Annotated in this window: 15 protein-coding genes; 1 reads left to right on the top strand and 14 read right to left on the bottom strand. The window is 70.5% G+C overall.

What is annotated here, in order from left to right; all coding sequences use genetic code 11:
• Window positions 1-28: 28 nt before the first annotated feature.
• Window positions 29-1,120, top strand: a complete 1,092-nt coding sequence (locus L6E17_RS24505; protein ID WP_236242873.1) for a hypothetical protein — start codon at window positions 29-31, stop codon at window positions 1,118-1,120.
• Here L6E17_RS24505 and truA read toward each other — a convergent pair.
• The 14 genes from truA to rplR all read right to left on the bottom strand — a co-directional run bounded on the left by truA (window position 1,082) and on the right by rplR (window position 11,493).
• Window positions 1,082-1,957, bottom strand: coding sequence for a tRNA pseudouridine(38-40) synthase TruA (truA, locus tag L6E17_RS24500; RefSeq protein ID WP_236242872.1), 876 nt, complete (start codon window positions 1,955-1,957; stop codon window positions 1,082-1,084). The two genes, L6E17_RS24505 and truA, sit on opposite strands and share 39 nt — an antisense overlap.
• A 129-nt stretch (window positions 1,958-2,086) precedes the next feature.
• Window positions 2,087-2,581 carry a 50S ribosomal protein L17 gene (gene rplQ, locus L6E17_RS24495; RefSeq protein WP_236242871.1) on the bottom strand — a complete coding sequence of 165 codons (495 nt, stop codon included), beginning with the start codon at window positions 2,579-2,581 and terminating at the stop codon, window positions 2,087-2,089.
• A gap of 164 nt (window positions 2,582-2,745) precedes the next feature.
• Window positions 2,746-3,768: a DNA-directed RNA polymerase subunit alpha gene (locus tag L6E17_RS24490; protein ID WP_071273206.1), complete on the bottom strand. Its 1,023-nt coding sequence runs from the start codon at window positions 3,766-3,768 to the stop codon at window positions 2,746-2,748.
• A gap of 205 nt (window positions 3,769-3,973) precedes the next feature.
• Window positions 3,974-4,378 carry a 30S ribosomal protein S11 gene (rpsK, locus tag L6E17_RS24485; protein ID WP_003956432.1) on the bottom strand — a complete coding sequence of 135 codons (405 nt, stop codon included), beginning with the start codon at window positions 4,376-4,378 and terminating at the stop codon, window positions 3,974-3,976.
• 73 nt (window positions 4,379-4,451) lie between these two features.
• On the bottom strand, window positions 4,452-4,832 hold the full coding sequence (gene rpsM / locus L6E17_RS24480; RefSeq protein ID WP_236242870.1) for a 30S ribosomal protein S13: 381 nt from the start codon (window positions 4,830-4,832) through the stop codon (window positions 4,452-4,454).
• Window positions 4,833-5,024: 192 nt separating this feature from the next.
• On the bottom strand, window positions 5,025-5,138 hold the full coding sequence (rpmJ, locus tag L6E17_RS24475; protein WP_071273200.1) for a 50S ribosomal protein L36: 114 nt from the start codon (window positions 5,136-5,138) through the stop codon (window positions 5,025-5,027).
• A gap of 56 nt (window positions 5,139-5,194) precedes the next feature.
• Window positions 5,195-5,416: a translation initiation factor IF-1 gene (gene infA / locus L6E17_RS24470; protein ID WP_003956442.1), complete on the bottom strand. Its 222-nt coding sequence runs from the start codon at window positions 5,414-5,416 to the stop codon at window positions 5,195-5,197.
• 177 nt (window positions 5,417-5,593) lie between these two features.
• Window positions 5,594-6,430, bottom strand: a complete 837-nt coding sequence (map, locus tag L6E17_RS24465) for a type I methionyl aminopeptidase (RefSeq protein WP_236242869.1) — start codon at window positions 6,428-6,430, stop codon at window positions 5,594-5,596.
• A gap of 125 nt (window positions 6,431-6,555) precedes the next feature.
• Window positions 6,556-7,215, bottom strand: a complete 660-nt coding sequence (locus L6E17_RS24460) for an adenylate kinase (RefSeq protein WP_236242868.1) — start codon at window positions 7,213-7,215, stop codon at window positions 6,556-6,558.
• Window positions 7,215-8,534 carry a preprotein translocase subunit SecY gene (secY, locus tag L6E17_RS24455; protein ID WP_236242867.1) on the bottom strand — a complete coding sequence of 440 codons (1,320 nt, stop codon included), beginning with the start codon at window positions 8,532-8,534 and terminating at the stop codon, window positions 7,215-7,217. The genes L6E17_RS24460 and secY overlap by 1 nt, the downstream gene beginning before the upstream one ends.
• Before the next feature lie 1,289 nt (window positions 8,535-9,823).
• Window positions 9,824-10,279 (bottom strand): 50S ribosomal protein L15, encoded by a 456-nt coding sequence (rplO, locus tag L6E17_RS24450; RefSeq protein ID WP_236242866.1) that lies wholly within the window; start codon window positions 10,277-10,279, stop codon window positions 9,824-9,826.
• A 2-nt stretch (window positions 10,280-10,281) separates the two neighbouring features.
• Window positions 10,282-10,464, bottom strand: a complete 183-nt coding sequence (rpmD, locus tag L6E17_RS24445) for a 50S ribosomal protein L30 (RefSeq protein ID WP_023587020.1) — start codon at window positions 10,462-10,464, stop codon at window positions 10,282-10,284.
• Window positions 10,464-11,069, bottom strand: a complete 606-nt coding sequence (gene rpsE / locus L6E17_RS24440; protein ID WP_016645168.1) for a 30S ribosomal protein S5 — start codon at window positions 11,067-11,069, stop codon at window positions 10,464-10,466. Before rpsE ends, rpmD begins: the two co-directional genes overlap by 1 nt.
• A 40-nt stretch (window positions 11,070-11,109) precedes the next feature.
• Complete coding sequence (gene rplR, locus L6E17_RS24435) at window positions 11,110-11,493, bottom strand: 50S ribosomal protein L18 (protein WP_236242865.1); 384 nt, start codon at window positions 11,491-11,493, stop codon at window positions 11,110-11,112.
• Window positions 11,494-11,495 lie beyond the last annotated feature (2 nt).

Below are 11,495 nucleotides of genomic sequence, written 5' to 3'. Positions count from 1 at the left end.
CCGGTCCGCCCGGTCTAGGATGCGCGGCATGAGCTTTGGGGGACCGCAGTGGCCGCAGGAGCCGCAGCAGCAGGGCGGGCAGGGCTTCGGCCCGCCGCCGCACGGACAGCAGCCGGGGGGACAGTACGGCGGGCCGTACGGCGACCCGTACGGCGGTCAGTCGGCCGACCCGTACGGCGGGCAGCAGCCCGCGGAGCCGTACGGCGCACCGTACGGGCAGCAGCCCGCGCAGCCCTTCGGAAGCGGGGGCAGCAGCCCCTTCGGCAGCGGGAGCGGCCCCTTCGGCGCGGCGGCCTCCGACGCGCACACCCCGGACTGGGGCGCCCTCGCCGATGCCTCCGCGGCCCGGCAGCGCCGCAAGCGCCTCATGCTGGCCGGCGGCGGCCTCCTTGCCGTCGCCGCCATCGGCACCATCGTCGCGGTCGCCGTGACCGCGGCGAACAAGGACACCACCGCGCAGGCCCCCGCCGGCAGCGCCGCGACCGCCCCCGGCGGCCCCGAGATCCCCGCGGAGACGGCCGGACCCGCGCCGTCGTTCTCCTCGGTCGCGCCCGCTCCCCCACCGGACCCGATGGACTTCCTCACCACCGCGGAGAAGGACCGGGCGCCGCTCGCACCGGAGGACCTGTTCCCCGGCAAGAAGCTCACCATGGAGGACCGCGTCTACCGGAAGGGCGCCGTCGCCTCCACGACGAACTGCGCGGGCGCCGGCAAGGACGGTCTCGGCGCCGTCCTCCAGAAGCACGGCTGCACCCGCGTGATCCGCGCCACCTACGAGCGGGACGGGGTCGCCGTCACTGTCGGTGTCGCCCTCTTCAAGGACCAGGCCGCGGCCCTCAAGGCCAAGCAGGACGCCAAGGGCGGCATCGCGCCCCTGGCCGGCGACGGCGTCGACGGCTTCTGCCGCGCCACGGTCTGCCTGCGCCGCTCGAACGCGCTCGGCCGCTACGCCTACTTCACACAGGCCGGCTTCACCGACGGCCGCAAGGTCACCCAGCAGGACGCCGCCGTCTTCAAGACCAGCGACGACCTGGGCGCCTTCACCTTCAACCAGATCTACGCCCGGGGCCGCGCCCAGGCGTCAGCAGCAGCCACCGCCCCCGCCTCCGGCGGTCAGTGACGGCAGGGAGCGCTTGTTGCGGGCCTCCCGGCTGCGGGCGGCCAGCAGCTCGTCCGCCGGGTAGCCGACCTCCTCCAGCGTGAGCCCGTGGGGCCGTACGACGTGGACGGCGGAGTCCCGCACCCGCGCGGCCAGCACCTTCGCGGGCCACTCCGCGCCCCGGTGCCCGTCGCCGACGAACAGCATCGCCCCGACGAGCGAGCGCACCATGTTGTGGCAGAAGGCGTCGGCCCGCACGGTGGCCTCCAGGACGCCGCTGGGCAGCCGCTCCCACCGCAGCTCCTGGAGCGTGCGGATGGTGGTGGCCCCGTCGCGCCGCTTGCAGTACGCGGCGAAGTCGTGCTCGCCGAGCAGCGTCTCGGCGGCGGCGTTCATGGCGTCGACGTCGAGCGGCCAGTCGTGCCAGAGGACGTGGCCGCGCAGCAGCGGGTCGACGCCGCCGGGGTCGTCGGTGACGCGGTAGGCGTAGCGCCGCCAGATCGCGGAGAACCGGGCGTTGAACCCCGGGGGCGCCTCCTCCACGCGCCAGATCCGCACGTCGTGCGGCAGCCGCCCGGCGAGCCGCCGCAGCAGCTTCTCCCGGTGCGCGTCCCACACGGCCTGCGGCAGGTCGACGTGCGCGACCTGGCCGCGGGCGTGCACCCCGGCGTCGGTCCGCCCGGCGACGGTCAGCTCGTACGTCTCCGAGGACCGCGTCACCGTGCGCAGCGCGTCCTCGATCTCGCCCTGCACGGTGCGCTGCCCGCCGGCCTGCTTGGCCCAGCCGTGGAAGTCCCTGCCGTCGTACGACAGGTCCAGCCGCACCCGTACGAAACCGGGCTCCGCCTCATCGCTCACGCCACGATCCTCTCAGACCCCACCTCACACGGAACGGGCCCGTCCCAGGGGGACGGGCCCGTCAGAGCCGTAGCTCGGGAGGCCCTCCGGCCTCCGGTCCACCCCCGCTCACGCCGGAGGGGAGGAGGCTCAGGCCTCCTTGGTCTCCTCGGCCGGAGCCTCGGCGGCCTCGTCGGCCTTGGCCTCGGTGGCCTTGGCCTCGTCGGCCTCCTTCACCGCACGCTTGGTCGCGGCCTCGGCCTCGGCGACGGTCGCCTTCTTGGCGATCTCGCCCTCGACCAGCTCGATGACCGCCATCGGGGCGTTGTCGCCACGACGGTTGCCGATCTTCGTGATGCGGGTGTAGCCACCCGGGCGCTCGGCGTAGCGCGGGGCGATCTCGGTGAAGAGCGTGTGGACGACGCCCTTGTCCGTGATCGTCTGCAGCACCAGGCGACGGTTGTGGATGTCGCCCTTCTTCGCCTTGGTGATCAGGCGCTCGGCGACGGGGCGCAGGCGGCGGGCCTTGGCCTCGGTGGTGGTGATGCGGCCGTGCTCGAAGAGCGACTTCGCGAGGTTCGCGAGGAGCAGCTTCTCGTGCGCAGCGCTGCCGCCCAGACGGGCGCCCTTGGCGGGCTTCGGCATGGTGTTTCTCCTTGTGATCTGCACCGGCCGTGTCAGGTACCGGTGTCAGGACCCCGCAGGCGGGTGCCTGCGGGCAGCAATCGCGTGAGCGCGGGGGCTCGGTGGTGCCGGTGCCGGCCGGGGCGGTCCGCTGGGGGCCGCCCCGGTCGGTCGGTACCGCTCGGTCAGTACTGCTCGGTCTCGACGAAGCCGGAGTCGGCGTCGTCGTCCGCGCCGAAGGTGTCGGCGGCGGAGGTCGGGTCGAATCCGGGCGGGCTGTCCTTGAGGGCCAGGCCCATGCCGGCCAGCTTCGCCTTGACCTCGTCGATCGACTTCGCACCGAAGTTGCGGATGTCGAGCAGGTCGGCCTCGGAGCGGGCGACGAGCTCGCCCACGGAGTGGATGCCCTCGCGCTTGAGGCAGTTGTAGGAGCGGACGGTGAGCTCCAGCTCCTCGATGGGCAGCGCCAGGTCGGCGGCCAGGGCGGCGTCCGTGGGGGACGGGCCCATGTCGATGCCCTCGGCGTCGATGTTCAGCTCGCGGGCGAGACCGAACAGCTCGACCAGCGTCTTGCCCGCGGACGCCATGGCGTCGCGCGGCCGCATGGCCTGCTTGGTCTCGACGTCGACGATCAGCTTGTCGAAGTCGGTGCGCTGCTCGACTCGGGTGGCCTCGACCTTGTAGGTCACCTTCAGGACGGGCGAGTAGATGGAGTCGACCGGGATGCGGCCGATCTCCTGGCCCACCTGCTTGTTCTGCACCGCGGAGACGTAGCCGCGACCGCGCTCGACGGTCAGCTCCATCTCCAGCTTGCCCTTGCTGTTGAGCGTGGCGAGGACGAGGTCGGGGTTGTGCACCTCGACACCGGCCGGGGGCGCGATGTCGGCGGCGGTGACCAGACCCGGGCCCTGCTTGCGCAGGTACATCACGACGGGCTCGTCGTGCTCCGAGGAGACGACGAGCTGCTTGATGTTGAGGATCAGGTCGGTGACGTCCTCCTTGACGCCCGGCACGGTGGTGAACTCGTGCAGGACCCCGTCGATGCGGATGCTGGTGACAGCGGCACCGGGGATGGAGGAGAGGAGGGTGCGACGGAGGGAGTTGCCGAGCGTGTAGCCGAAGCCGGGCTCCAGCGGCTCGATGACGAACCGCGAGCGGTACTCGTCGACAACCTCTTCGGTCAGCGAGGGACGCTGAGCGATCAGCATGGTGATGTGTCCTTCAGTCGTGGACGCCCGCTATTTGACGTCCTCGGCCACCGGGCGGCTGCCCGGTGCTGTTACTTAGCAAGGGTACGGGCGGCACGCCGGAAAAGAGGCGTACCGCCCGGACCTCAAGCGATGCGGAGCGCGCAGTGTCGGACGCGGCGGCGCGGGTCACCTCCGCTCACACGGAGACCGCGCCGCACCCACGTCAGACGCGGCGGCGCTTCGGCGGGCGGCAGCCGTTGTGCGGGGTCGGCGTGACGTCCTGGATGGAGCCGACCTCAAGGCCGGTGGCCTGGAGGGAGCGGATCGCGGTCTCACGACCGGAGCCCGGGCCCTTGACGAAGACGTCGACCTTGCGCATGCCGTGCTCCTGGGCGCGACGCGCGGCGGACTCGGCGGCCATCTGCGCGGCGAACGGGGTCGACTTGCGCGAGCCCTTGAAGCCGACGTGGCCAGCGGAGGCCCAGGAGATCACGTTGCCGGACGGGTCCGTGATCGAGACGATCGTGTTGTTGAACGTGCTCTTGATGTGCGCGTGGCCGTGAGCGACGTTCTTCTTTTCCTTGCGGCGCACCTTCTTGGCAGCGCCCTGACGTCCCTTGGGGGGCATCTCTTAACTCCTACGGGAGGTGGTCGGTCCTACAGCGAAGAGCGAAGACCGTGGACGGTTCGTCCGCTGCGGACTACTTCTTGCCCGGCTTCTTCTTACCGGCGATGGCGCGACGCGGGCCCTTGCGGGTACGAGCGTTCGTGCTGGTGCGCTGACCGCGGACCGGCAGACCACGGCGGTGGCGCAGACCCTGGTAGCAGCCGATCTCGACCTTGCGGCGGATGTCGGCCTGGATCTCGCGGCGGAGGTCACCCTCGGTCTTGATGTTGTTGTCCACGTACTCGCGGATCTTGACCAGGTCCTCTTCGGACAGGTCGCGAACGCGGGTGTTCGGGTTCACACCAGTGGCGGCGAGGGTCTCCTGCGCCAGGGTGCGGCCAATGCCGAAGACGTAGGTGAGTGCGACCTCCACGCGCTTGTCGCGCGGGATGTCGACACCGGAAACGCGTGCCATTCAATGGCTCCTGTGTTCTCGGGGGTCTTCCGCAGTGCCGTTCCCGGCCGCCGTACGAGGTACGTTCCGGGTCCCCGGCCCCCGCCGGAGGTGTCGCCAACCGGGTGCAACCCCGGTCCGGCGGGCACTGCGTATGTACTGAAAAACGTTGCGTCGCGCGTGAACTGCGGAGTGCAGGTCGGTCGGCGTGCGTCAGCCCTGGCGCTGCTTGTGGCGCAGGTTTTCGCAGATGACCATGACCCGGCCGTGACGGCGGATCACCTTGCACTTGTCGCAGATCGTCTTGACGCTCGGCTTGACCTTCATGGGTGAGGTTCTCCGGGTCAGTGCCAGCGCCCCGCGGAATGGGGCACGGACAAGATCTACTTGTATCGGTAGACGATCCGGCCACGCGTCAGGTCGTACGGAGACAGCTCCACGACGACCCGGTCATCCGGGAGGATACGGATGTAGTGCATCCGCATCTTGCCGCTGATGTGCGCGAGGACCTTGTGACCGTTCTGGAGCTCCACCTTGAACATCGCGTTCGGCAGGGACTCGATCACGGTGCCCTCAATTTCGATGGCACCTTGCTTCTTGGCCACGCTTCGCCCTTCGAATCGGCTACCTTGATCGACTCCCGCATCCGTGTGCGGACACACGGGTACACGAGAGCCGACGCGTCAGTCTACGCCACGCCCCGCGGAAAGACGAATTCTGCCCACCCCCGATGATCCCTACGCGCGCTGGGGGCGCGGGTTCGCGCGCGGGGACCGGGGGTCCTAGCCGAGCGGGTCGGGGGCCGCGGTGACGCCGAGTTCCGCGAGCCGGGCCTTGCCGCCGTCGGGGGCCGTCAGGACGAGCGGCCCGTCCTCGGTGAGGGCGACCGAGTGCTCCCAGTGCGAGGACCAGGTGCCGTCGGTCGTGATGACGGTCCAGTCGTCCTCCAGGACCTCGGTCCTGGGCGTCCCGAGCGACACCATCGGCTCGATCGCCAGGCAGAAGCCGGGCACCAGCTTCGGGCCCTTGCCGCGCTTGCGGGTGACGTAGTTCAGCAGGTGCGGGTCCATGTGCATCTCGGAGCCGATGCCGTGGCCGCCGTAGTCCTCGATGATCCCGTACGTGCCGCCGCCCGGCTTCGGCTGGCGGCGGATGTAGGTCTCGATGGCCCGGGAGATGTCCACCAGGCGGTTGCCGTTCTTCATCGCGGCGATGCCGGCCCACATGGACGCCTCGGTGACCCGGGACAGCTCGATCAGCTCGGGGGCGTGCCCGGAGCCGACGAACGCGGTGTACGCGGCGTCGCCGTGCCAGCCGTCGACGATGGCGCCGGCGTCGACGGAGATGATGTCGCCGTCCTTGAGGACGACGTCGTCGCTGGGGATGCCGTGGACGACGACCTCGTTGACCGAGGTGCAGATGGTCGCGGGGAAGCCGCCGTAGCCGAGGAAGTTCGACTTGGCGCCGTGCTCGGCGATGACCTTCCGGGCCGCCTCGTCGAGGTCCTTGGTGGTGGCCCCGGGGACGGCCGCCTCACGCGTCGCCTGGTGGATGGCGGCGACGACCAGCCCCGCCTCGCGCATTTTCGCGATCTGCTCCGGGGTCTTGATCTGCACCATGTCGGCTGACGCCTTTCTCGGACGGACGAAGGGACTGCAGTACCACCATACGGGCGCGCGCCCGACGACAACGCCTCGGCCGCGGCACCCAGCGGGCACCGCGGCCGAGACGACGGAGAGGAGGGTTACGCGGCCTGCTCGCCCCGCAGGGCGCCCATGGCGCGGTCGGTGACCTCGTTCACCTTGCCGAGCGCGGAGATCGTCACGACCAGGCCCTGGCCCTTGTAGTGGTCGATGATCGGCTCGGTCTGCGTGTGGTAGACGTCCAGCCGCGTGCGGACGGTCTCCTCGGAGTCGTCGTCGCGCTGGTAGAGCTCGCCGCCGCAGACGTCGCAGACGCCGTCCTGCTTCGGCGGGGTGTACGACACGTGGAAGACGTGCGCGCTGTCGTTGCGGCAGATGCGGCGGCCCGCGATCCGCTTCACGACCTCGTCCTCGGGGACCTCCAGGTCGAGCACCGCGTCCAGCTTCATGCCCTCGGCCTCCAGCATGGCGTCGAGCGCCTGGGCCTGGGCCACGTTGCGGGGGAAGCCGTCGAGCAGGAAGCCACCGGTGGCGTCCGGCTGGGACATGCGGTCCTTGGCCATCCCGATGGTGACCTCGTCGGGGACCAGCTGGCCGGCGTCCATGAACGCCTTCGCCTGCTTGCCCAGCTCGGTGCCCTGGCTGATGTTGGCTCGGAACAGGTCGCCCGTGGAGATGTGCGGGATCGACAGGTTCTTGGCGAGGAACGCGGCTTGCGTACCCTTGCCTGCACCGGGCGGCCCGACGAGGACGATTCGCATCAGCGGAGGAACCCTTCGTAGTTGCGCTGCTGGAGCTGGCTCTCGATCTGCTTCACGGTCTCCAGCCCCACACCCACGATGATCAGGATGCTCGTCCCGCCGAACGGGAAGTTCTGGTTCGCACCGCCGAAGCCCGCCAACGCCATTGTCGGCACGAGAGCGATCAGACCCAGGTACAGCGAGCCCGGCCAAGTGATCCGGTTCAGCACGTAGCTCAGGTACTCAGCAGTAGGTCGACCAGCCCGGATGCCCGGGATGAAGCCACCATACTTCTTCATGTTGTCGGCCACTTCCTCGGGGTTGAAGGAGATGGCCACGTAGAAGAAGGCGAAGAACACGATCAGGAAGAAGTAGACGACCGTGTGGATGGGCTTGCCATCGACCATATGCTGCTGAATCCACGCAGACCACCCGGTGTTGGCGTTGCCTGCGAACTGGACGATCAGGATCGGGATGTACAGCAGCGACGAGGCGAAGATGACGGGAATCACACCCGCCTGGTTCACCTTGAGCGGGATGTACGTCGAGGTGCCGCCGTAGGACCGGCGGCCGATCATGCGCTTCGCGTACTGGACCGGGATGCGGCGCTGGGCCTGCTCGACGAAGACGACCAGGGCGACCATCACGAAGCCGATCAGGATGACGGTGCCGAACTCGATCCAGCCCTTGGCGAGCTTGCCGCTCTCCTTGATGGCCCAGAGGGAGCCGGGGAAGCCGGCGGCGATCGAGATGAACATCAGGATCGACATGCCGTTGCCGATGCCGCGGTCGGTGACGAGCTCACCGAGCCACATGACGAGGGCGGTACCGGCGGTCATCGTGATGACCATGACGATGATCGTGAAGATCGTCGGGTTGTGCACGATCTGGGTGCCCACGGTGCAGCCGGTGAACAGCGCACCGCTCTTGGCGGTGGCGACCAGGCCGGTGCCCTGGAGGATGGCGAGCGCGACGGTCAGGTAGCGCGTGTACTGCGTGATCTTCGCCTGGCCGGTCTGCCCCTCCTTCTTGAGGGCTTCCAGCCGCGGGATGACCACGGTCAGCAGCTGAAGGATGATGCTCGCCGTGATGTACGGCATGATGCCGAGCGCGAAGATGGTGATCTGCAGCAGGGCACCACCGCTGAACATGTTCACGAGACCGAGCAGGTTGTTGTTGCCCTGCTGTGCCTGGTTGACACAGATCTGGACGTTCTCGTAGTTCACACCGGGAACGGGGATGTGCGCACCGAGCCGGTAGATCACGATGATGCCGAACGTGAAGAGCAGCTTCTTACGCAGGTCGGGCGTCTTGAACGCCCGGGCGAACGCGGTGAGCACGGTGCCTCCTGCGACCCCCGAGCTAGCGCGTCAGAGGCGACGGGTTAAAGAATCAGCGGTTACCTGGCAGGGCGGCACTGTGCGCGCACAGTCCGCCCGAAGATTAATGGCGCCACCCTACCCGCCCTTGCGTGCCACGGGAAACATCTGCGGGGGCCCGTAGGCCGGGACGCCCCTGCTGAACGGGGGTCCGGGGCCTCCCGCTCCCCCCGCCCGCCATTCACCCGCAAGCGCGACCCCCCGGCCCCGGTTTCCGTGGAGCTCGCCCGGCCCGGCGGCCGGACCGGCACGGCGGCGGGCAGCCCGGCCTCGCCGCCGGGCGGGCGGAACGGGCAGGAGCCCAGGTCCGGACGGTGGCAGGGCCTCGGGGTGTGCCGTGCCCCGGCGCCTCGGAGGGCACGGCGGCGGCAGTGAACCGGGGGCAGGGGAGGCGGCCGCGGGACGGTGCGCACGCGGGTGCGGCGGCGCCGGGGGCCGTGCGGCACGTGCGGGAGGTTCGCTGCGGGCGCAGAGCTTCGACGGCTGTGCGGTACGGCGCTCCCCGTACCGGACGCCGACCGCCGCCGTGCGGCCCGACGGCTCGCGGTACGGCAGTTCCCGTCACGGCCGCCGGGCGCCACAGCGGCCCGAGGCTCAGGGCCGGGACCCCGGGAGCCCGGGAGCCCGCGCCGCCAGGCGGTGTGCGGGCGCGCCGGCCGCCGGGGCCGCCGTCCAGGCGGGCGCCCGGGTCCGGGGTCCGCTGCCGGGCGGGGCACGGTCGCGGCGCCAGCGGACCGTACCGGCCCTCAGGCGGGCCCGGAGCCCGGCCCCCTCGGCCGGTGTCCCCCCGCACGCCCCGCCACCACCGACGAGCCGCCCGCCGCATCCGTACGGAAGGCGGCGCCCAGGCAGCGGCCGCCGCACCGCACACCTCCGAGGCGGCCGCCGCCCCGGGGTGCCACGGAGCCGCGCCGACGCCCGCACCGGCTACCGGGAGGCCCGCCGGCTCGAAGTGTGAGAGGCCGAAGGCCCGCCGTCACAGCCCGGTCCCGGCTGCCGCCCCTGCGGCGCGACGTGTCGGCGCGGGCCTGCCCCGCCAGGCCCTGCACCTTGCCCGGCCCACCGTCGCGGGCCGCCGCACCCCGCCCGGCGGAGTCGGCGGTTCGCTGCGGAGGGCACGTGCCAGGACCGGCACCCGGGCCGAACGCGGCCCGACCGGCCCAGCGCCCGGAGCGCCCCGGGAAACGCCGCGGCCCGGGTGACCGCCCTCAAGGGGCGGCCACCCGGGCCGTGAAGCGTCAGCGCGAGGCTCAGACGAGCTCGGTGACCGTACCGCCGGCGGCGGTGATCTTCTCCTTGGCGGAGCCGGAGACGGCGTCGACCGTCACCTGCAGCGCCACGGAGATCTCGCCCTGGCCGAGCACCTTGACGAGCTGGTTCTTGCGAACCGCGCCCTTGGCGACCAGGTCGTCGACCGTGACCTCGCCACCCTCGGGGTAGAGGGACGCGAGCTTGTCCAGGTTCACGACCTGGTACTCGGTCTTGAAGGGGTTCTTGAAGCCCTTGAGCTTCGGGAGACGCATGTGGAGGGGCATCTGGCCACCCTCGAAGCGCTCCGGAACCTGGTAACGGGCCTTGGTGCCCTTGGTACCACGACCGGCCGTCTTACCCTTCGACGCCTCACCACGACCCACACGGGTCTTGGCGGTCTTCGCGCCCGGGGCGGGACGGAGGTTGTGGATCTTCAGCGGGTTCTGCTCCGCCATGATCAGTCGACCTCCTCGACCGTCACGAGGTGGCGGACGGTGTGCACCATGCCGCGGAACTCGGGGCGGTCCTCCTTGACGACCACGTCACCCAGGCGCTTGAGGCCCAGGGTCCGCAGAGTGTCACGGTGGTTCTGCTTGCTGCCGATGTACGACTTCGTCTGCGTGATCTTGAGGCGAGCCATTACGCACCCGCTCCCGCACGCGCACGCAGCAGGGCCGCGGGGGCGACGTCCTCCAGCGGCAGACCGCGGCGGGCCGCGATCTCCTCGGGACGCTGCAGGCCCTTCAGGGCCGCCACGGTCGCGTGCACGATGTTGATCGCGTTGTCGGAGCCGAGCGACTTCGACAGGATGTCGTGGACGCCGGCGCACTCCAGGACGGCGCGCACCGGGCCACCGGCGATCACACCGGTACCGGGGGAAGCAGGCTTGAGCAGGACGACGCCCGCGGCCTTCTCACCCTGGATGGGGTGCGGGATGGTGCCCTGGATGCGGGGGACCTTGAAGAAGTGCTTCTTGGCCTCCTCCACGCCCTTGGCGATCGCGGCCGGCACCTCCTTGGCCTTGCCGTAACCGACACCCACGGTGCCGTCACCGTCGCCCACCACGACCAGCGCGGTGAAGCTGAAGCGACGACCACCCTTCACAACCTTGGCAACACGGTTGATCGCGACGACGCGCTCAACGTACGCGGTCTTCTCGGCGGCAGCAGCGCCGCCGTCACGGCCCTTCCGGTCCCGCCGCTCGCCGCCACCGGCGCCGCCACCGCGGCGCTGGGGTCCAGCCATTGGAATTACCTCTCTCTTCTCCGCTAGCTACGGAAGCGGCTCAGAACTTGAGTCCGGCTTCGCGGGCGGCGTCCGCCAGGGCGGCGATGCGCCCCGCGTACCTGTTGCCACCGCGGTCGAACACGACGGTCTCGACGCCGGCGGCCTTGGCACGCTCGGCCACGAGCTGGCCGACCTGCTTCGCCTTCGCCGACTTGTCGCCCTCGCCACCGCGGATGGACGCGTCCAGGTGCGACGCCGAAGCGACCGTGCGGCCGGCGATGTCGTCGATGACCTGGGCGGTGATGCCACGGTTGGAGCGCGTCACGACCAGACGCGGACGGTCCGCCGTACCCGCGATCTTCTTGCGGATGCGGATGTGGCGACGCTTCAGAGCAGCGCCCTTGTAGGCCTTGCCCTTGGCAATCTTCACGCCGTATGCCATGG

The organism is Streptomyces sp. CC228A, from assembly GCF_021390935.1.
GTDB lineage: Bacteria > Actinomycetota > Actinomycetes > Streptomycetales > Streptomycetaceae > Streptomyces.
Note: the sequence above shows the minus strand (reverse complement) of the source record. Positions and strands in the feature narration are given on the sequence as shown.